The sequence below is a fragment of the Porphyromonas uenonis DSM 23387 = JCM 13868 genome, from assembly GCF_000482365.1.
Lineage (GTDB): Bacteria > Bacteroidota > Bacteroidia > Bacteroidales > Porphyromonadaceae > Porphyromonas > Porphyromonas uenonis.
Genome location: NZ_KI535308.1, coordinates 246917 through 269081 on the forward strand (window position 1 = coordinate 246917; position 22165 = coordinate 269081).

10 protein-coding genes and 1 riboswitch are annotated in these 22165 nt (G+C 54.9%); of the genes, 8 read left to right on the forward strand and 2 right to left on the reverse strand.

What is annotated here, in order from left to right; genetic code table 11:
• Window positions 1–8: 8 nt before the first annotated feature.
• From L215_RS0107575 to L215_RS0107610, 8 genes are all read left to right on the forward strand, one after another.
• Complete coding sequence (locus L215_RS0107575; protein ID WP_025883016.1) at window positions 9–1400, forward strand: alpha/beta hydrolase family protein; 1392 nt, start codon at window positions 9–11, stop codon at window positions 1398–1400.
• A gap of 11 nt (window positions 1401–1411) precedes the next feature.
• A complete protein-coding gene (locus tag L215_RS0107580; protein WP_025883018.1) occupies window positions 1412–2860 on the forward strand; it encodes a leucine-rich repeat domain-containing protein in 1449 nt (482 codons plus the stop codon).
• A 111-nt stretch (window positions 2861–2971) separates the two neighbouring features.
• Window positions 2972–3188, forward strand: a riboswitch (cobalamin riboswitch).
• A gap of 185 nt (window positions 3189–3373) precedes the next feature.
• Window positions 3374–4480 carry a hypothetical protein gene (locus tag L215_RS0107585; RefSeq protein WP_025883020.1) on the forward strand — a complete coding sequence of 369 codons (1107 nt, stop codon included), beginning with the start codon at window positions 3374–3376 and terminating at the stop codon, window positions 4478–4480.
• A gap of 25 nt (window positions 4481–4505) precedes the next feature.
• Window positions 4506–11846: a DUF4465 domain-containing protein gene (locus tag L215_RS0107590; RefSeq protein ID WP_027451583.1), complete on the forward strand. Its 7341-nt coding sequence runs from the start codon at window positions 4506–4508 to the stop codon at window positions 11844–11846.
• A gap of 527 nt (window positions 11847–12373) precedes the next feature.
• Complete coding sequence (locus tag L215_RS0107595; protein ID WP_025883021.1) at window positions 12374–14125, forward strand: phospho-sugar mutase; 1752 nt, start codon at window positions 12374–12376, stop codon at window positions 14123–14125.
• 19 nt (window positions 14126–14144) lie between these two features.
• A complete protein-coding gene (locus L215_RS0107600) occupies window positions 14145–16391 on the forward strand; it encodes a tetratricopeptide repeat protein (RefSeq protein ID WP_025883022.1) in 2247 nt (748 codons plus the stop codon).
• Between the two features lie 35 nt (window positions 16392–16426).
• Complete coding sequence (locus L215_RS0107605) at window positions 16427–17698, forward strand: phosphoglycerate kinase (protein WP_025883024.1); 1272 nt, start codon at window positions 16427–16429, stop codon at window positions 17696–17698.
• A 1-nt stretch (window position 17699) separates the two neighbouring features.
• A complete protein-coding gene (locus tag L215_RS0107610; RefSeq protein WP_082239933.1) occupies window positions 17700–18284 on the forward strand; it encodes a GNAT family N-acetyltransferase in 585 nt (194 codons plus the stop codon).
• Window positions 18285–18558: 274 nt separating this feature from the next.
• Here the strand turns inward: L215_RS0107610 and L215_RS0107615 are convergent, their stop codons facing one another.
• The gene (locus tag L215_RS0107615; protein WP_025883025.1) at window positions 18559–20289 is read right to left on the reverse strand and encodes an ABC transporter ATP-binding protein; all 1731 of its coding nucleotides are present in this window, start codon (window positions 20287–20289) and stop codon (window positions 18559–18561) included.
• Between the two features lie 3 nt (window positions 20290–20292).
• On the reverse strand, window positions 20293–22068 hold the full coding sequence (locus L215_RS0107620) for an ABC transporter ATP-binding protein (protein ID WP_027451585.1): 1776 nt from the start codon (window positions 22066–22068) through the stop codon (window positions 20293–20295).
• Between the last annotated feature and the right edge of the window lie 97 nt (window positions 22069–22165).

Genomic DNA, 22165 nt, shown 5'->3' on the forward strand with positions numbered 1-22165 from the left:
CAGAACCTATGACCTCAGCCCGCAAACTACTCGCTCTCCTCTGCTGCTACCTCTGTGGCGCACTGCTCCTATCGGCGCAACAAGGGACAAAGCAGGCACCTCCCCTCGGCATCTGGGAGGGCACCCTGCAAATCTCTGGATCGGAGCTACCCCTCCGCTTCAACATCGGCAAGGATCAGCAAGAGCGTATTTGCTGCACAATGGATAGTCCGTCGCAGATGGCGACTGGTATCGAAGCAACAATCGAGCTTGCCGATGGCATCGTCATCACCATCCCGAACCTATACGTTCGCTACGAGGGCAAGCTCGTGAGTAGCGATACCATCGTAGGGACCTTTGCGCAGGGCGGTATGTCACTACCGCTCACACTCGTACGAGCCAGCCAGCCCGCCAAGGCTGATCGTCCGCAGACACCACAGCCCCCCTACCCCTACGAGACAGAGGAGGTGACCTTTTACAATGGCACGGCACCGCTCCACGGCACGCTCACCTACCCTGTCGGACATCAGGTGGAGAGCCGTGTGGAGCAGATCGTTCTCTTTGTCTCTGGATCGGGTATACAGGATCGTGATGAGACCCTTGCGGAGCATAAGCCCTTTGCTGTGCTGGCGGACTACTTGGCTCGGCAGGGCGTAGCGACGCTACGCTACGACGACCGTGGCTATCACGACGATATAGACTCGGCCACTGTTGCCGAGGCGACCACCGCAACGCTAGCGGACGATGCTCAGGCTGCAGTTCACTACCTACGTGGTCGGAAGGCTTTCGACAAGGTGGGCGTGCTGGGACATAGCGAGGGAGGTACTATCGCCTTCATGCTGGCAGCTCGCGGCGTCCCTGACTTCATCATCAGCTTAGCGGGTAGCACGCTGCCTGGCAAGGAGGTTTTACAAGACCAGATGGACCTGGGCCTAACTCGGGCGGAGGTACCAAAAGAGCTTCGCGCAGAGTATCTGCGAGCTGCTGTGGCGACCTTTGACCAAGCGACTCAGAGCGACTTGCGTGGCGAAGCTTTGGTCACCAAGGTTCTTTCGGAGGGACATTACCAGCTCCCTATTGGGTTGGTTTTGGATCTCAAGAAGGTTGCCGACGGGCTGAACCCTTGGCTTATCTACTTCACACAGTATGATCCGAAGGGGGATATAGCGCAGACGCACTGCCCAGTGCTGGCGCTCAACGGTTCGCTAGACCAACAGGTGCTAGCGGACAAGCATCTGCCCGTCATCGAGCAGAGTCTCCCGACGGGGACACCACGGCAAGTGCGCCAGCTGGAGGGGCTGAACCACCTCTTCCAGCATGCGACGACAGGAGCCGTGAGCGAGTACTATCAGATCAGTGAGACGATCGCTCCCGAGGTACTGGAGCTGATCGCCGAGTGGCTCACCAAACTAACTAAATAAGGAGTAAATCAATGAGTAAGATTAAGATGCCAAAGAGCGGTGAGACGGGGCAACTCTTGTGGCGATATGACCCCAAGGATAGCTCTCTCACGCTATCAGGTACGGGAGCTCTACCCGACTACCCTATTGCGGAGAACCCATGGCATGAGTTCAGAGAGCAGATCGATACGGTCATCCTGAAGGAGGGCGTGACCCGTATCGGTGACTACGCCTTCTATGACTGCACGGCGCTCACAAGCGTTGAGATACCCGAGGGGGTGACCCATATCGGAGAGAGCGCCTTCGCCTGCTGTCAGAGCCTGGAGTCTGTGACGATCCCTGGGAGCGTCACGGAGATTGGCGAGGGGGCTTTTGAGTCTTGTGACAGTATGCTCGCACTAGAGCTTGCCTCGGGACTGAAGTGTGTGGGGGCTTTTGCCTTTAGCGAGTGTGTCGCTCTCAGGGAGCTCGTCCTCCCTGACACGGTGGAGCGGATCGAGCGCAGTGCTTTTGCGGGTACTATGGCGCTCCACGAACTGGTCATCCCGGGCAATGTGCAGGAGATCGGGGACAACGCTTTCAATGGTTGCATCCAGCTCAGCAGTCTCACGCTCTCGGAGGGCATTCGGGTGATTGAGGAGATGGCTTTTAGCAATTGTAGTGACCTCACGAAGGTGCTGATCCCCGCCTCGGTAGAGCGTCTAGGCGATGGGGTCTTTGCGGACTGTCTAGCTATGGAGCAGATCTCCGTAGCCCCAGAGAGTGAGCACTACGTTGTGCGGGATAACATCCTATACAGTAAGGATCTGAGTGTCTTGATACACTACCCTGCGTCTAAAGAGGAGCAGGAGTTTACGATACCTGAGGAGGTGCGTAAGATTGCGGGGCTAGCCTTCGCAAGCAACTACTTCCTAATGGAGGTCATGCTCGGAGATCATCTAGAGGAGGTGGGGTCGTATGCTTTCGCCCGCTGCTCGAGTCTCAGCTTTATGTCTCTGCCTGCACAGACGACTCGTCTCGGGGTCTCCCCCTTCCACGACTGCATCATGCTCCTCGAGATTGAGGTGGATCCGAACAATCCAAGCTACTCCTCTATCGACGGGGTACTATATAATAAGGAGCAGACGCAGCTAATCCAGTATCCTGCGGGGCTGTATGATGATGTCTATAGAATCCCCGACACGGTGCAAGAGATCGCTGAGAATGCTGGTTACGATGCCCAAAAACTTGAGGTCCTAGTGATACCCGAGAGCGTGCGCAAGATCGGAGATATGGCGTTTGCCTTCTGCGATCAGCTTCGCAAGGTGGAGATCCGTGTGGCTGACCCCGCGCAGGTGGAGGTGGGGTTGATGACCCTGTTTAGCGTAGCTGGCACGCCCCGCAAACTCATTGTACCGAAGGGAAGTAGCAAGCTCTACAAAAAGAGCGAGAGCTGGCTCGAGTTCACCTCAAACATTCTCGAGACAAAGGATAAGGGATAGAGATTAGAGGTTAGACATTAGAGGTTAGACATTAGAGGTTAGAGGAGCCCCACGTCACGAGTTGACTTGCGGGGCTTCTTTTGCGTAACTGTATTGTTGATTGCTTTTAGTACCTTTGCCAGCGATCTTGGTTAGTGGAGAGGCGCGCCACTCCACTCGAAGAGGGAATCAGGTGCAATTCCTGAGCAAACCCGTTGCTGTAAAGCTCACCAAAGGCTAATGTGTCATCGACTTGATGAAGCCACTGCCCCGCAAACGTCACTCAGGGGTGGGAAGGATACACCTTAGCGAGCTAAGCCAGAAGACCTGCCACGATCCTTTTTTCTATCAGTCTGCAACGTGGACTTTGCAGCACGATACGCTTCTGGCAAGGAGGGCGCTCGTATGCTCTCTAGCACTAGATACTAGGACAGGTACTCCTAGTTCATGGCTCGTTGAGCCGTAAAGTCGTTGAGTCGTAGAGTCTACCATGCGGTACTGAGACAGTATCTTGAATCCTCTAGACTCTACGATATGAGACATATCTACCCCGTTATACTTCACATCCTCACCGGTCTCCTCCTCGGTGTGGCGACGCTCTCTGCGCAGGAGAGCCGCATCACGGAGGTGATTGCCTACCACCCAGCTCCTGGACAATTTATGGGGAGCGAAGTGATGGCGAGCAAGGGCGTATCAACTTATCAAGAGCTACTCCAGCAGGCACAGCGCATCCTCGTCCAGGATGGGAGCTTCCTCTCTCTCGGCGGATGGGGCGGCTACATCATCGTTCGTATACAGCCCGCATTAGTCAATCAGCCCAACCAAGCGGACTTTGCGATACTGGGCAATGCTTTCATCGGTAATGCCGAGCCTGGCATCATCTATGTGAGCCAAGATGCCAATGGTAACGGACTGGCGGACGACCCGTGGTACCGCATCCGTGGCAGCGAGGACTATCGGAGCAACCTAGACTACACGATCACCTACTACAAGCCAAAAGACCCGTACAAAGACCCGATCGCCTGGAGCGACTCGGAGGGTGAGTCGGGACTCATACCACGCAATAAGTACCACACGACCAATAGCTACTACCCGCTCTGGGAGGGTAACAAAGTAACCTTCTCGGGGGTCCGCCTACCGGACTGTATGAAGCAAGAGCATGAGGGAGGGCTTTGGCAGTCTCAGCCTTACGCTTATGGCTATGCGGACAATCACCCTAACGGTTCCCCGGGTAGCTACATTGATATAGACAGTGCGGTCAGTGCTAAGGGAGAACTGGTACAGCTAGATCGTATCGACTTCCTCAAGGTGCAGACGGGCGTCCACCAGCAGACCGATGAGACGGGCGAAGTCTCGACCGAGTTTGCGGGCATCAAGCCCCTCGCCAAAGGCACCAGCATCACTTCCCCCCCTACAGCGACGCCAGCCGTGCGTTTTTCCAGTAGCGACAACATGCTACAGATCGAGAGCGAAGTGACGGGTACACTATACCTATATAATATAGACGGGCAACTCGTCCTGACGCATCCGATCTCTGTAGGTCGTGCGACGGTCGCTCTGCCCGCTATGAACGATTGCTACGTCGCACTCTTACGCCTAGAGGGCGGAGCCTTTGCGACTTATCGTATATGCAGACAATAACAAACTATATATTCACTCAATTACTATGCAAAGAACAGTAACGACAACGCTCCTACTACTCTGCTGGTTACTCCTGCCACCGATCGTGTGGGGACAAGAGGACAACACGCTCTTGATGCCCACGTCGACTTGGGACAATAACGAGCATAAAGTGGGAGACACCCCGCTGATCCTCTACGATAGTGGAGGAGCCGATGGCAATGCCCAGGCAAACAAAGGAGGTAAGATCGTCTTCACGCCAGAGCAAGCTGGCAAATGTATTGAAATAGAGATACAGGAGCTTGCCTTAGCCAATCAAGACGAACTCTACATCCTCGAGGGCTATGTAGACTACAGTCCTTATAGAACTCCTAACGAGAGAGCCATTATCAGGAAGTTTACTAAGGTGGATAGACCAACGCTACCCCTTAAGCTTCGCTCCAGTGGCAAGTCCGGTCAGATAACAATCGGTAGCAAGACGAAGGCTAATCCAGGTGCCGGCTTTAAGATCATCGTACGCACGGTCGATCAGCCTGCGATCAAGGTTGCCTCTATCCTAGAGGACAAGAGCGCTAGCCACGATCCCTACATCGGTGAGCAGTCGCTCATCGTCTCTAACCTCAAGATTACAACCGAGGGACTAGCCAAGGCTCCCAAGCTGACGGCTCTGCACTACAAGCTCAGCAACACAAAGCCGAGCGATATCACGGCGATATACCTCTACGAGGTGAACCGCCGTAAGCCCAAACAACTAGACGCAAGCAAGCTACTCGGCAAGACGACCGAAGTCTCTGCCGAGGGGACCATCACACTCTCTAAGGAGTACACGCTCTCTGAGCCTAACTATGATCTAGTTCTGGTCGTTGACCTCAAGAGCGACGTGGCGGCTGGTAGCCGTATCGATGTCGCGACGACGAAGCTCACGACAACTCTGGGCGATCACGAGGTAACGCTCCAAGAGCCTAAGACGCTCACCGTAGAGGATGCTTACGCACTCGCTAAGACTCCGAAAACCTACACCGTAGGCGACAAGTCTCTGACGCTATACGATGATGGCGGTAAGTATGAGCCGATCAGCGAGAAGTTTGACGGATACGCTGTCTTCAAGCCTGAGACTGCTGGCAAGGTGATCCAGGTAGACTTTACGAAGCTAGATCTCTTTAGCTACTCTTCGATCAGTCGTGCCGATCTCGTTGAGGTGTACAATGGTTCAGAGGTCAATGCAGACAACCTCATCATCAAGCTCAACAAGGAGAAAGCTTACAAGGCAACTTCGACAGCTCCTGACGGTAGTCTGACGATCCGTCTCGTGACGAATACGGGGACTCCCAAGGATGGCTTTGAGGCTCTGGTCTCTCAGATCGATCCAGCGCCGATGGCGGTTGACTCGCTCTCGGGTAGAACCATCGAAGTCGACACTTTTGCAATGCCTATCAATGCAAGCGTCAAGCAGATCGGCATGGTTGCCTTCACGCTCGTTGCTCAGGGAACCAAAGACCCTGTCACACTGCAGCGTCTAGACCTAAGCTCTACTAGCAAGACGACAGACGTAGCGCAGGTGGCTCTCTACTACAGCCCGATCGTAGATGACTTTACGAAGGCTAAGGAGATCGCTCGCTGGGACTTTGCCGAGGCACTCACCGCCACGCTCCCCACGCCTCAAGCACTGCGTGAGGGGGCTAACCACTTCTACCTAGCTGTAGACCTCCAGGAGACTGCTCACAAGGGTAATAAGGTCAACCTCTCCATTGACAAGCTTCACCTCTCAGCAGGCGAGAAGACGCTACCCGAGAAGGAGCGCACCCGCACGGAAGCTCTAGAGGTAATGAATAAGATGGTGCTCACCCTCGGTAAGCATCATATCAAGGTGTACGAGCCTTGGAACTTCATGCCTCAGCCCAATCACTACCGCACTTCTAGCTATGACACCGATGCAGGCGAGCGTAGCGTCACCTTTGAGGCTACCGCGCCAGACAACGTCATCCAGCTAGACATCAATGAGTGGGGCTTCTACTACTCCTCTTGGGGTAGCAAGCCTACGCTCAAGATTTATGACGGCAAGGATGCCACAGCTCCCCTGCTCTTTGAGCTAAAGCCCGATCGAGAAGCCTTCAAGACGAAGCCTGCCGACTACCTGCGCTCTACCCAAAAGTATCTGACCTTCGTCTTTGATGCAAGAGGTGGAGAGGGCTATATAGGCTGGCGTGGTCAGATCAAGCAGTACCTACCACAGGATATGAAGGTTGACTCAGCCGCTGCAAAGCAACTCGAGCTACCCTTCATTGCTGTCGGATCTGAGCAGAACCCCGTCTTAGCTCTTAACATACATACGATCGGTGACCGCAAGCCGATCCTCATGGACGGTCTCACGGTAGACCTCAAGGGTGGCGCTCCTCAGATCGAGCGCGTAGCTCTCTACGCCGCTACGGCTGAGGGGACACTCGATACGAACAAGCTCATCGCAGCTGCTCAGGTGGAGCCAACGATGCAAAGCGTCGACCTCCCAACCGATGCTCTAAAGCAAAACGGCACGCTGAAGGAGTTTGCCAATAACTACATCCTCGCAATAGACATTCGCAAGGATGCTCCAGCAGCTGACAGCATAGACGTGGCTATCGCCAAGCTAACTGTTGCTGGTAAGCTTATTGACGTTCGCAACGCTGATCCTAAGGGATCGTACAAGCTGGTCAACATCTTCAACCACCCATCATCGGGCGACAACAAAGAGGTGACCGTCACCACGCCCCTATCGTACTACGACGAGGGCGGCCCCGATGGCAAGGTGCTCAAGAACACTGGATCGTACGTGACCTTCCTCCCAGCCCATGAGGGCGAGGTGGTAACCCTCACGATCGACTCAATAGCTCTAAGAAGTGCCACCTTCGGCATCTACTCTGGACGTGACCACACGGTCAAGAGCAAGTTGCTCTCCACAGGAGATAACAATATACTCAAGCAGACTGGTGTCAGAACCTTCACCTCGCAAGAGCAGGACGGCTCGCTGACGGTCTACTACAAGAGTTCGAACGAATACGCTTACGGGTGGGCTGCTCGTGTAGAGAGTGTCAAGCCTCGCGACCTCTTCGTCGAGAAGGTCACTGCCACGGCTCTCCCCGCAGACAAGCAGGGCGTACTCTCGGGTAGCTCACTTCCCGCAGTACGTATAGACCTAACCACCGCTGGTGAAAGAGGCAAAACGACCCTTGAGAAGCTACAGCTAGAGATCTCTAGCGAAGGCATCGAGGAGCTTGCACTCTACGCTACGGGAGCCATCAATGAGTTTGACGAAGCTCATCTGATCGCTACTTCCAAGCCACAAGCTACGCAGACGGAGGTCATCTTTAAGCTTGACCCCGCCGATACACTGACGCTAGCACGCACGCAGTACTACTGGGTCAAGGCTCAGCTCGCTGGCGACCTCAAGGCAGGCACACCAATCTCGGTGACCGCCAAGAGTGTGACCGTCGGAGGTACCAAGCACGAGGTGAAGCAGGAGAAGCCCTTTGACACGAAGACGCGCCAGGGTGGACTCCAAGGCACGCTCCGTGTTGGCTCTAGCAGTGCTGCCTCCTACAAGAGTCTAGCTGCTGCCGCTAAGGATCTAACCAAGCAAGGTGTCTCTGGCGCCGTCACCGTAGAGGTCGAGCCAGGTGAGTATCCTGAGACAGTTCTCCTAGAGCGTGTCCCCGGAGCCTCTGCCAAGAACAGCATCACCATCGTTGGTCTCGGCAACTCTCGTGACGAGGTCGTTATCTCTGCCAATGGCTACAATAAGCCTACGGGACCAAATGCTTATCGTGAGTATTATGGTGTGATGACCGTACGCAATACCCCCTACGTGACGCTGCGCAATATGACGATCCACTCGACAGACCTGGGTTTTCCAACGATGGTCTACGTTCAGGAGAACTCATCGCACTTCACGATGGACAATTGCCATGTCTACACCAAGAACACGAGCAACTCTAACTACAACATGTCCCCTAGCCTTGTTAAGGTAGAGGGAGCTAGCAACCCACACGCACAGAGCTGTGATGTCTTGGTTGAGAACTCGCTCTTTGAGGGTGGACACATTGCGCTACAGATCGGTGGTACGACGACCGTTGCCAACCCCGTGGGTAAGGGCTATACGGTGCGCAACAACCGCTTCGTAGATCATAGTGGTAAGGCTATCTACGTCACGCGTGCCTCCGAAGTGCTTATCGAGGGCAACGAGATGGTACAGCAGATCGCTCCTCAGAGGGATTACAGCGGTATCGACGCTACCTTCCACACGGATGCTAAGATCATCGGCAATGACTTTGACATAACACAGCCCAAAGCTTATAAACTCAGCAACCTCGTCGGTATCAATGTCCGTGAGGTGCAGGGCGAGGGGCTACTCGTCGCCAACAATGTGATACGCATCACACGTGGCTCTGCTACTAGCCGAGCTTTTACAGCTAGCAAGGTGACAGGACTGAACTTTGTCTTCAACACCGCTATAGCTCGTGACGGCAAGTGCACAGCACTCCTTATGCTCAACGGCGATATCTCTTCGTCTCAGCTCTCAGACAATATCCTACAGAACCGAGACGGTGGAGGCATCCTCTTTAGCAATCAAGCTCTCCCCAACGAGCAGCTCACCTGCGACCGCAATGCGCTCTACACCTCTGACAGCAAGGGCGTACTGATCACCGCTAAGGGTAAGAAGTACGACGCGACCAACTATCAGGAGGCGACAAAGAGCACAGCATCCAAGGTCGTAGAGGTAGCCTTCGTCTCTGACAAGGTGCTCTACCCGAAGGATATGACCGTACTGCCACAGGGTGCTCCGCACGCTGCTGTTACGATGGACCTCATTGGCACAGCTCGTGACAAAGAGCATCCGACCGTTGGTGCTTACGAGCATGATCCTAATGTAACCGACGAGGCTCCTAAGCTAACCAACAAGCAGGTGGTTCGTGCGCTACATCAGTCCGCTACGATCTCTGTCGAGCCGGACCAGATGACCGACGTCTACCTGATGACGATCGTAAAGGGCGAGGAGGCTACGACAGCTCCAGATGCCGCTACGATACGAGAGAAGGGCAGACACTTCACCGCTCTTGGCAAGCGTACGACTGAGTTTACCATCATGGGTCTAGAGCCTGAGACCACTTATGAGGTCTACGGACTCCTCCACGGCACACTCAATAATAAGGACGCTGAGCCTGAGCTCCTCTTTACCTTTACTACTACTTATATGCCTACACGAGTGGCTACCTTTGAGAAGGACAACCGCACCATAGAGGGCGATGTCGTCTACTCAGGGACCAATAGCTTCGCAGGAGTCAAGGTCGTCGAGGACTTCACCCGCTCACGCAATCAGATTGCTGAGATGGCGGGCGACAAGGTGACCATCACCGTGACCAACTCCAAGGGCAAGATACCACAGCGAGGCTTCTCGCTCATGGCAGACCGCTCTGTCTATATGCGCATCGATGGCGGTACGCGTATCACGCTCCCCGCTACTGAGCAGGAGTGGGCATACGTAGACCTCGCTCAGAGAGGCGACATCCGTGAGGTGACCCTCGAGAGCCGTGGCAAGCTATGGATCGACGATTACAACGGCGATGCCCTTGCCATGCAGCTCGCTATTGCTCCCGTGAGCATCAATCTCGGGCAGCAGGCTCAGCTGACGGCTGAGGTGATCCGAGGCGTAGCGCCTTATAGCTATAAGTGGTCACAAGGCGACTCGCTACAGACTGTCTCCGTAGCTCCTACGCAGACGACACGCTACAGTGTCACTGTGACCGATGCTGCTGGTAGCCAAGTCACCGAGAGCGTCTACGTCTACGTCAATGGACTACACGGCGAGGCGATGGTGGCAACCTTTGAGGAGCAGCCACTCTCTAGCGAGGAGCCTTACAATCAGAAGGCGCCATTCGGCAGCGGTTCGTTTGCTTTCTCCAACAGCTACAATGCTGAGTGGAAGAGCTGGAGTGGCTTTGCCCTAGCAGCTAGTGCCGATACGACCTACACGGGCGACTTTGCGACGCAACAGTACAACAACGTCGTCGGTGGTGGTCAGGAGCAGGAGGGTAAGTCCAAGCAGTATGTCGTGGCTTACTGTCCAGGCGACAATCCTAAATGGGGTACTTACAATCCCGTCGTCACGGTCATGCCTGGTAGCGACCGCAAGGTGCAGCTCGAGGGTGTCTATCTGACCAACACAGCGTGGGTCAAGAGCTTTGCCACCCAAGGCGATAAAAACTTCGGAAGTCCCGCCTTTAAGGAGGGTAGCTTCTTTATCGTGACCATCACGGCTGACAATGGTAAGAAGGTCGAGGTACCACTCATCGACTATCGCAATAAGAAGCGCGAAGTGGTCAATGACTGGAAGTGGGTCGATCTCTCCTCTCTCGGTGAGGTCAAGACGCTCAAGTTCTCCATCCAGTCGAGCGACACCAATGCGCCTAGCTACTTTGCTATGGACAATCTGCACATCAAGCAGGATGCCTCTGCAAAGCCCGCCAAGGAGCAGATAGCGCTTGAGGTGATGGCAACAACCGAAACGACAGCGCAGGTACGCTGGCAGGCACTCCCCACGCAGGTGAGCTACACCGTAAGCTATCGTCCTATAGGTGCTGACGCTAGTGCGACGCAGACGATGCGCCTCGATCCTACGCAGCAGCTCCGCTCGCTAGAGCTTCGTGACGGCTACGTCTACACCACCCTCGAGGGGCTACAGATGGGTACACGCTATGAGGTCACCGTCGAGGCGACCATCATGCCCGCTCTGCAGACGGTCGCTCAGGGTAAGACCACCTTCACGACTCAGGCTATCGATGGTAAGCTAGATGCTAAGCTCGTCGCAGGCTCACTGCAGGCTCAGAGCTTCGCCATCTCCTTTGCTACGATTGCCAAGGCTGAGAGCTATATGGTTGAGCTGGCTAAGGTGGACAAGGAGGGTAATACTACCGCTGTAGATATCATCAGCATCGCTGCTGACGGCTCGCCTCTAGGCGAACTCTCCCCGCTCCAGGCTCCGCCCACGCTACAAGATGGTCGCATCACGCTACCGTTCGTTGACCTCAGCGAGCAGACCGCTTACCGTGTGACCGTCACAGCGCGTCAGGGCGAGACGAGACTCTGCTCTGAGCAGCTCATCATCGTCACCCCACAGGCTACGGCTATCGACGGTATCGACGGTGAGACCGCACGTGTCGTAGCCACTCCCGAGGGTATCCTCGTGATGGGTCTACAGGGTGCGACAATCGAGCTGTACACAGCTAGCGGTGCTCAGGTAGGTCGCTACCAGATCACTGAGCCTGAGCAGCTCATCGCTGAGCAGCTTCAGTCTGGCATCTACATCGTCGCAGCTCACAAGGCAGGCGAGGTACGTACCTTCCGACTGATCCTCTAGCAATAGACTATACACGGAGCCTCAGCTCCACACGCTTTGTAGCCCCACTCGGTACTCGTGCCGGGTGGGGCTACTGCTTGGTACGGGGGCTCTCCTACCCGCAGGGGTGACGCATGATAAAAATGAGCTCGTTTCATTTCCTACCTAGGAATTTGGGAAATAGCTACCTAGGAAATGGGCAAATTCTTCGGACTTATTTTTTGATTCTTCCGAAGTTTCATTTGATTCCTCCGAAGTATTTTTGATTTCCTAGATAGGAATTGGGCAAATTACTAGGTACTTATTTGGCAAATTCCTAGGTAGGAATTCTATTCTTCGGGAGGAAGGGGTAATCAGAGAGGACATATCGCTTATTTTGCTAACTTTGCTCCTACTGCGAGAGGTAAGCTAGTGCAAGCCATTTTCGGTATATGGTGCGCCTTCCGACCACTCGCTACAAATCCACAACGGCAGCACGGGTGGCGCTACGATTTGGTCTACCCAACCTGCCAACAGTACTTTCAAAAGATCTAACAACACAACAAACTATGGCAACTTTATCACCCGAACTTATACAGCAGGCACAAGAGCGTGCCAAGCAGTGGCTCGCACCCGCCTTCGACAGTGAGACACGTCAGCAAGTAGAGGCTCTTCTCGCGGCTGAGGACAAGACGCCTCTCGTGGAGGCTTTCTACCAAGTACTAGAGTTTGGTACGGGCGGCCTACGAGGCATCATGGGCGCTGGTACCAACCGTATGAATAAATACACCGTCGGCATGGCTACGCAGGGCTTGGCGAACTACCTCCTGCAGTGCTTCGCTGGCGAAGAGATCTCCGTAGCTATCGGCTACGATGGGCGCAACAACAGCCCCTTCTTCGCTCAGACGACGGCCGACGTGCTTACGGCAAACAGCATCAAGGTCTACCTCTACGATGCGCTGCGCCCTACCCCGATGGTCTCCTATGCGATCCGTCAGCTGGGCTGCAAGAGTGGCGTCATGGTGACTGCCTCGCACAATCCCAAGGAGTACAACGGTTACAAGGTCTTCTGGAGCGACGGTGCTCAGATCATCGCCCCGCACGACAAGGCAATCGTCAATGAGGTGAAGAGCATCACAGACATTGACCAAGTGAAGTGGCAGGGCAATCCAGCGCTCGTCGAGATGATCGGAGCCGAGATGGACGACCGCTTCATCCATGATGTCTGTACCCTATCGCTCTCGCCTGAGTCGGTGCAGCGTCATCGTGATATGGCGATCGTGTATACACCTATTCACGGTACTGGCGTACGTATCGTACCTCGTGCACTAGAAGCTTTTGGCTTTAAGAATATCATCCATGTGCCGGAGCAAGATGTGATCGATGGCAACTTCCCAACGGTCGTCTCGCCAAATCCCGAGGAGCCAGCAGCAATGAAGCTGGCAATGGAGCGTGCCGAGGCTACAGGCGCTGATCTCGTCCTAGCGAGTGACCCCGACGGTGACCGCATCGGTGTCGCTGTACGCAACGAGCAGGGCGAGCTACACCTGATCAATGGTAATCAGATCTGCGCGCTCCTGACCTACTACACGATAGCCCGCCGCAAAGAGATGGGCGACCTGCGTCCCGATGACTTTGTGGTCAAGACGATTGTGACCACGGAGCTGATCCCCGCCATTGCGAAGGACTACGGAGTGGACTATATGGACTGCTACACGGGCTTTAAGTGGATCGCCAACGAGATCCGTGAGCAGGAGGGCAAGCGCCGCTACATAGGTGGTGGCGAGGAGAGCTACGGCTACCTCTGGGAGACTTTCGTACGAGACAAGAGTTCGGTGTCGGCTTGCGCCATTTTTGCAGAGCTGACCGCTTGGGCACTGGACAAGGGTTTGACCATTGATATGCTCCTAGAGAAGATCTACTACGAGCATGGTTACTTCCTCGAAAAGGGCATTAGCGTAGTGCGCAAGGGCATCAAGGGCGCTCAGGAGATTAGCCAGATGATGGTTGACTACCGCTCCAACCCGATGAAGGAGCTGGCGGGCAGTCCCGTGGTAAAGATACTAGACTATCAATCTCTCGAGGGTAAGTGCCTCAAGAGTGGCGAAATCTTCCCGATCAAGATGCCTGCGACCAGCAATGTGCTACAGTACCACACGGCGGACGGGACGGTCCTCTCGATACGTCCCTCAGGTACGGAGCCTAAGATTAAGTACTACATTGGGGTCACCTACAAGCGTGGCACTGAACCTGCCTGCGACAATCCCGAGCAACTACTCCGTGACCGTATCCAGGCGATACGTGAGCAGCTAAGCATCTAAGAGCAGGTATACATTATATATGGTTACAGACGACATCTACCAGCTCATCTCTGAGCATCAGATCGCCCAAGCGGTCAAGCTACTAGGCGAGCAGATGCAGTCTCACGTGCGTATCCCTGTGGAGCAACGCGACCGCTACCACTCGGCAAAGCGTATCCTAGAGACGATGCTACAATACCTAGAGTCTCCGATACAAGACCCTGAGCTGGTGACGAACTACAGCTACCTGCTCCGGACGCTCTACGAGGTGACCGATGCGCTACGAGATACGGAGTGGGTGGCTCAGTCGCCTCAATACGAGAAGCAATCAAACTACTACGCGCTACTGCTAGACAATGGAGGACTCGCAATGGTTGTCGAGCAACTGACGCTCCAGTCGAACCTCGCAACGGTTGACCGGCCACGCTACGACGAACTGGTCAAGCGCCTCACGATGGGCCTCCTCTACACACAGGAGTGGAGCGACGAGGTGGGCACCGCGCTGGACCAGCTAGACGACTACATACAGCAGGCAGCACTCACAGCTGTCACCCTAGCCTTGCTCAGGTCGTGGCACTGGGGCAAGCTCTGCTGGCTACTCGCTAAGCTGATGGAGACACGGGGCGAACAGACGATGGTGCGCATTCGTGCCGTCGTCGGGGTGCTCCTCGTCGGCGAACTATACAGTAGCCGTCTGGCACTCTATGAGGAGCAGCTCCCCTACAAGCCTCAGCAGATCGGCGAGGCGATCACCCTCGAGGAATACGACATGATCTGGAGCCATCGCCTCCGCATGAAGTACACGCCACAAGTTGTGGAGTATGTGCAGAAGCTCTTCGGGCGCTTCAACAGCCCAGAGTTTCAGCAGCGCTTTCAGGAGATCATCTCCTCGACGGGCGACAGTGAGGAGCCAGCCACCTTCGAGAGTGTCTTTGGGGATGAGGAGGAGCTCCTCCCTCTCGTGGGCGATGTGCAGGAGGGCTACGAAGCGCTGAAGCGTCTCGTGGCTCGAGGCTTCGATGTCAATGCTTTTGCAACGAACTCGCTCCTGCAGGGACCTTTCTTTGAAGATGAGGCGCATTGGTTAGTTCCCTTTGACCTGCAGCACAGTTCGCTAGCAGCCGTGATGGCGCAGTTTAGCAATGAGTACCAGCTCGGCGAGGATCAGATTATGACGCTCTTGCGTGAGTCCATCTTCCAGCAGGTAGACATAGACTTCTACGGCTCCATCTTTAGGATTAGCCAACTGCCTGGACAGGTGCTACAAGGCATCTCTCAGGGCGTCCTAGCTATGGAAAACGTGATCAACCGCACCCCTTACATCCGTCCACAGGAGCGACGGACGCTGGAGGCGGACGACTATACGAAAGCGCTACAAGGCTACATCTGCCAGCTGGCACGCATCTTCACCTTTATTGAGGCAAAGGTGGCTGCTAAGACACCCTTTATGATGCACTTTGGCCAGCCCAATCCCTTTGCGCAGGAACAATCGGAGAAGCTCTGCGACAAGCATCTCGACCTACTGCGCGCTTACTGCGTTCAGACGAAGGGGTACGCGGGCGAGCAGGCAGCCATACAGTTTCAGCTGGGACGCACCTCAGAGCCTGAGGCTCGTGCGCAGCTTATGTACCGCCTTGCGCAGACCTACTACGAGGAGCAGAAGTACATGCAGGCTTACTTCGTCATGCAGCAGATCCCTCCGCAGCTACTCTCGGGAGACACGAGCCCGCTCTTTATCGCGCAGATCCTCTACCGCATGGAGCAGCCTATGCTCGCTATCTCATTACTAGAGCAGGTGCGCCAGCAAGCAGAGCCTGAGCGGCCTTCGCTCGCTATCTTGCGACTACTCGGCGTGCTCTATGTGAAGCTCCGCATCTACGACAAGGCACTCCCGCTGCTCCTGCAGTGCGAATTTGAGGACGAGCACCCCGACACGCTCTATCCACTCATCGCTTGGTGCCTCATGATGACACAGCGCTGGGAGGAGGCAAAGGCTTACGCCAGTCGCCCCGTCACCTCGTACGATCAGCTCGATAAAGACTCTCTGGAGCTTCAATATAAAGAGTTTGTACCTCTACTGCCCGCTCTCTTTACGCTCGTCGGCGGAGATCTGCAGGGCACCCTACAAGCTCTGGGCAAGCTCCTCGCATCGGCTGACGAACAGCAACAGAAGCGGTTCATCTCCGCCTACGGCGAGTGCATGTACGACCTGAGGCAGCTAGGCGTACCGAGCCATCTGCTGGAGTTGATACAGACCTGGCTCCATCAGCGCATCAATACTTTCTAAGTTTATTCACACAGACAAAATACACAGCTCTATTCATGACAAACATTCATCAGTTCGACTTCTCGGGTCTCCGTGCTCTCGTACGCGTAGACTTCAACGTACCTTTTGACGACAAGGGGCAGATCACCGACGATACCCGCATGCGTGCCGCCCTGCCTACGCTACGCAAGATCCTATCCGACGGCGGTAGCGTCATCATCGCCACGCACCTCGGTCGCCCCAAAGGCCGTGATCCCAAGCTCTCTACCGCGCTCATCGTGCCCCACCTCAAGGAACTCACCCACGTACCCGTCATCCACTGCCCCGTGAGCCGTGGTGCACAGGCAAAAGAGATGGCGCAAGCACTCCAGCCAGGCGAGATACTAGTCCTAGAAAACGTACGCTTCGAGGAGGAGGAGCAAGGTAAACTAAACAATCCCGACCAGTACACCGATGAGGCAGCGCTCAAAGCTGCTAAGGCTGATCTCAAGGAGCGTCAGAAAGCTTACGCTAAGGAGATGTCTACATTAGCAGACGTCTATGTCAACGATGCTTTTGGTGCAGCACACCGAGCACACGCCACGACGGCTCTCATCGCTCAGTACTTTGCAGCAGACAAGAAGATGTTTGGCATGCTCATGCTACAAGAGGTCGAGGCTGTACAGCGTGTACTGCATGGTGCTAAGCACCCCTTTACCGCTATCTTAGGAGGTTCTAAGGTCTCCTCCAAGATCGACATCATCCTCAACCTGATGGACAAAGTAGACAACCTCATCATCGGAGGCGGTATGGCCTACACTTTTGTCAAGGCGCAGGGTGGCGAGATCGGTCGCTCCCTCTGTGAGGAGGACAAGATCGACGTGGCACGAGACATCATGGAGCGCGCTAAGGCTAAGGGCGTACGACTCCTCCTACCCGTAGATACGGTCGCCACGTGCGACTTTGCCAACGATGCGCCTGCCGAGACCTACCCGACCAATCAGATTCCTGCCGACCGCATGGGTATGGACATAGGCGCTCAGGCTTGTGCCGACTACCGTGAGGTTATCTTGACCAGCAAGACGATCCTGTGGAACGGACCTGCGGGAGTCTTTGAGTTTGACAACTTCGCTCGTGGCTCCGAAGCTATAGCTCAGGCAGTCGCCGAGGCTACACGACAGGGCGCCTACTCGCTCGTCGGTGGCGGGGATAGTGTCGCCTGCATCAACAAACTCGGGCTAGGCGACGAAGTGTCTTACGTATCTACCGGTGGCGGTGCGCTCCTAGAGGCTATCGAGGGAAAAGCTCTCCCCGGCATCGTAGCCATCGACCCAAACTATGGCAAGTAATATGAGACAAGACGCATCCGCTACCCCACTCGTCTCGCTCGTTCGCATGACGCGGTGTGATCTCTGCAATGAGACGCACCAGAGCCATCTGCCTACGCTCAGACAGCTCTACGAGGAGGCCTTTCCCCTCAGTGAGCGTCGTCCTTGGAGTGACTTGGAGCAGCTCATCGGGGAGCAGGATGCTTACCACTTCTTCCTCTTAGAGCATCCCGAGCTAGGGGTCGTGGGCTTCGTCACGCTGTGGCACTTTGACGACTTCTACTACGGAGAGCACTTTGCCATCCTACCACAGCTACGCAACCATCGCCTAGGCGAGCAGACGTTGCAAACGGTCAAGGAGTACATCGGGCGTGCCCCCCTTTACTTCGAAGTGGAGCCTGAGACACTCTCCGAGATCGCAGGACGACGCATCAACTACTACGAGCGCAACGGTTTTCAAGTGGTCAAGCGAGACTACCTGCAACCCCCGTATCACCGTGAGGAGCAGGGTGTACCGCTCTACATCATGTCTTCCGAGCTAGGCGAGAGAGACTTCATCGAGCGGGTCTGCCAGACACTCGTCGATCGAGTCTACCCACACTTCTAGACACAACATCCCCAATCAACGCAAGAGGAGACGGCACACAAGCTGGTCGTCTCCTCTTTTCTTGTCTCTTTGCTACCCAGTTCCTCCGCTGGAACTAAAAAGTTCCTCCGCTGGAACTGAAAAGTTCCTCCCTTGGAACTAAAAAGTTCCAAGAGGGGAACTGATTTTGGAACTCGTATGTACTACTAAGCCAGCACAATACAAAGAGATTCTAAGTCCGCCCCACCGCTTTCGCCAAAGGGGGCAGTACGAGCTACCGCTAAGTTGCCTTCGCCTAGCTCTCTACCCGTTGCAGGTCACAAGCGGTGCGGTAGTAGCCCGGCACATCGTACAGTTCGTCAGGCGTGCCAGAGGCAGCGACCGCGCCCCCAGAGAGTACTACGATGCGGTCCGCATTGCGTATCGTGCGCATACGGTGAGCAATGATTAGCACCGTCTTATCAGTCGTAAGCTGTGAGAGAGCCCGCTGTATATGCGTCTCACTCTCCGCGTCTTGACTTGCTGTCGCCTCATCGAGGATGATGATCGGAGCATTCTTGAGGATAGCTCGAGCTATCGATATGCGCTGCCGCTCACCACCAGAGAGGCGACTGCCATTCTCCCCTATCTGCGTCTGGTACCCCTCGGGCAACCGCGCTACAAAGTCGTCACACTGCGCCAGCCGAGCCGCCTCGAGGACCTCGACATCTGTCGCCTCTTTGCGTCCGATGCGAATGTTTTCCAGCACCGTATTATTAAAGAGTACCACATCTTGGAAGACGATGGCGTAGTACTTAAGGAGTGTCTCTGGATCGACTGCTGTTAAGTCTTCGCCCCCGAGCGATACGACCCCACTCTGACAGTTCCAGAAGCGGGAGGCTAGTCGTGCACAGGTGCTCTTGCCACCACCGCTCGGACCGACGAGAGCCGTTACCTCGCCCTGCTTGGCGGTAAAGGAGACATGATTCAGCACCTGCGCACCCTCATTGTAGGAAAAGGATACATCCTCAAACGTTAGGTCGAAGCTCTTAGGCGCAAAGTCTGTCCGTCCCTCCTGTGTCGGCATATTGTAGATTTCATTCATACGATCTATCCGCACAGAGGCAAAGAGCGTTACGAGCGCATTCCCCATCAGCATAGTCAGCGGTGTATAGACCGACACAGAGATGAGCAGGAAGAAGAGGAGGATGCCGAGCGACACCTCTCCCGCTAGGTAAAGGTGGCTCCCCACGATGACCAGCGTCGGTATCGCCAGCTGTAGCAAAGAGCGTAGTCCATTGACCACGACGAAGCTAGCTATCTCGGAGTTAAGGCTGGTGCGCTCATAACTAGCCAAGACGGCATCCAGCTCTGTCATATAGAGCGTTTCGCCACCGTATGCCTTGATCGTCTGATGCAGCTGTAGCCCCTCCTCGACCTTTTCGCTCACAGAGAGCTGCGACTTGGAGAGCTTGACGAAGGAGCGCTTTTGCGAAGCCAGACATCCCCATAGGATCAGAAGCGACACGGGTGCTGCCCAAAAGAGTGCCAAGGCTAACCGCCAATCTAAGAAGGCTAATCCACATCCCGCCAAGATGAGGACGATAAAGGAAGCTACCATCTGTGGCAGAGTATGCGAATATGCGTTTTCAAGAAATGAGACATCAGACATCACACGACTTGTCAGATCGCTTGCATCGTGACGGTCAAAGAAGGAGAGCGGGAGTCGTCTCATCTTCTCCGCTAGTCGTATGCGCATCGTAGCACTCTCGCTGTAGACAGCTAGGAAAGTGCTGTTGTACTGTCTGCGAGTGATGACATACATACCTATTATAGATAAGAGTGCAATCCCTACCAGTGCCCAGAGGGTGAGGTCTCTGCTCTCGCCAAATAGCTCCATCATTAGGAGGTAAACGAGCATCACGGGGAGCATGAAGGAGAGGTTTTGCACACCAGTCCAGAGACAAGCCGAGAGGAAGTTGTGCGCTCCTCTAGGCGAGAGCGCCATCTTGCGCTCCATCCAGTTGATTAGATTTAGATGCTTCATAGCTTATATAGTCCATTTGATAGATTCTTGATACTCTTGCCACATAGAGGCGTAGAGTCCATTAGTACGAGCCAGTAGCTCCGTGTGGGTGCCTTGCTCTACGATGCGTCCCTGCTGCATCACCACAATAAGATCCGCATTGACCACCGAGGAGAGACGATGCGCTATCATCAGGACGGTCTTGTGCGCCATCAGACGATGCAGGCTCTCCTGGATCGCATGCTCACTCTCAGGATCGGCAAAGGAGGTAGCCTCGTCAAGGAGCAGTATAGGCGCATCCTTGAGGAAGGCTCTCGCCAGAGCGATCCGCTGCTGCTCTCCCCCACTGAGGTAGACACCCTTAGAGCCGATGACCGTGTCCAACCCTTGTGGCAGACTACGCACCAGCTCTAGGCAGTGCGCTTTGTCGAGGGCCGCATAGATCTCTTCGTCCGTAGCCTTAGCAGATCCGTAGGCTACATTGTCACGGATGGACTTCTTAAAGAGCCTTTCACTCTGGAAGACGAAGGAGATATGCCGTAGCACCTCCTCGACAGCAACCTGACTTATATCTTCTCCCCCGATAGTAATCCGCCCTGTCTCCACATCCCAAAAGCGAGCCACGAGACGAGCCAGCGTTGTCTTGCCACTACCGCTAGCTCCTACGAGAGCCACGCAGGCACCTTCAGGGATTGTGAGCGTCACATCACTCACCGCCAGAGGAGCCTCTGGAGTATATCTAAAGGATACCCCCTCCAGCTGGATCGTATGACTAGAAAGCTTGAGAGGCGTACTGTCCTTTGCCCCCAAAGAGGCATCGCAGAGGGCATCCAGCCTATCCAAAGCCTGCACAGCCTCACGCTTACCACTGACCACATACATGAGTCGCATCGTACACTCCCCGATGAAGGGCGTCACGAGGATAAAGAAGACCAAGCTACTCACCACACCGACCATATCTTCGCCTCGGCTCAAGAGATAATAGGCAAAGGGTACCAAGATAAAGGCATAGCCAAAGGAAGCTACCGTGTAGATGCTAAACATACGCCGACAACTACGAGCATACACCTTCGCCCACTTGGCATAGTCCAGTAGCGTCTGGTGAAAAGCATTGAAGGAGTAGATCGACTGCTGGAAAGCTTTTACCACAGGCATACCACGCACATACTCAACCGCCTCGCTACTCATCCTTTGCTGGTGATTCATATAGGCACCCATACTCTCACGGTACGCTTTGTTGGTCATCATCGAGCCCATCGCTAGGAGCTGTATCAAGACTGGTATGAGACAGAGCAGAGCCATGCGCCACTCCAGGACAAACATCATCACGCAGAGCGTCGCAAAACAGACCAGCGTCCCAACGAGGTCTGGCAAGAGGTGAGCGCAGAAAGTGTGGGTCAGACCAACATTGTCGTCGATGACGTTCTTGAGCTTGCCTAGGTTCTGCTGATCGAAGAAGCCCAAGGGCATCTCCAGCATACGCCTCATAGCATCCCCTCGCAAAGTCCGCTCTACCCTAAAGGCTGCCACATGCGTCAGCACCAACGCCACCGCATAGAGGAGTATATGGAGCAGTCCCGCCCCGACTGCCCACCAAGCCCATCGCGTGATGGCACCTGAGTCCACAGAGCCACCGAGCAACTCCCGCAGGATAAGCCAAATAAAGATGAATGGCACCAGTGCCACCACGTGCGCCACAGCAGAGCAGACCAGCCCTAGATAAGCGAGCGGTCGCTTGCTCCCCATGGAGCGTCCTAGGCGTCCCAATGCGCCTAGGGATTGATTGTTTGATTGTCTCATATTGATCTGTTGTTATATACTTGGAGCCGTTTTACTTAAAATAGATCCTATGCGCAAGAGCATTCAGCGAGGAGGTGAAAAAGCATCGCCCTATGGA

What these genes read in the sequence shown, in the direction of transcription:
- L215_RS0107575 (WP_025883016.1), top strand. Translation starts at nt 9, where the DNA reads ATGACCTCAGCCCGCAAACTACTCGCTCTCCTCTGCTGCTACCTCTGT.
- L215_RS0107580 (WP_025883018.1), top strand. Translation starts at nt 1,412, where the DNA reads ATGAGTAAGATTAAGATGCCAAAGAGCGGTGAGACGGGGCAACTCTTG.
- L215_RS0107585 (WP_025883020.1), top strand. Translation starts at nt 3,374, where the DNA reads ATGAGACATATCTACCCCGTTATACTTCACATCCTCACCGGTCTCCTC.
- L215_RS0107590 (WP_027451583.1), top strand. Translation starts at nt 4,506, where the DNA reads ATGCAAAGAACAGTAACGACAACGCTCCTACTACTCTGCTGGTTACTC.
- L215_RS0107595 (WP_025883021.1), top strand. Translation starts at nt 12,374, where the DNA reads ATGGCAACTTTATCACCCGAACTTATACAGCAGGCACAAGAGCGTGCC.
- L215_RS0107600 (WP_025883022.1), top strand. Translation starts at nt 14,145, where the DNA reads ATGGTTACAGACGACATCTACCAGCTCATCTCTGAGCATCAGATCGCC.
- L215_RS0107605 (WP_025883024.1), top strand. Translation starts at nt 16,427, where the DNA reads ATGACAAACATTCATCAGTTCGACTTCTCGGGTCTCCGTGCTCTCGTA.
- L215_RS0107610 (WP_082239933.1), top strand. Translation starts at nt 17,700, where the DNA reads ATGAGACAAGACGCATCCGCTACCCCACTCGTCTCGCTCGTTCGCATG.
- L215_RS0107615 (WP_025883025.1), bottom strand. Translation starts at nt 20,289, where the DNA reads ATGAAGCATCTAAATCTAATCAACTGGATGGAGCGCAAGATGGCGCTC.
- L215_RS0107620 (WP_027451585.1), bottom strand. Translation starts at nt 22,068, where the DNA reads ATGAGACAATCAAACAATCAATCCCTAGGCGCATTGGGACGCCTAGGA.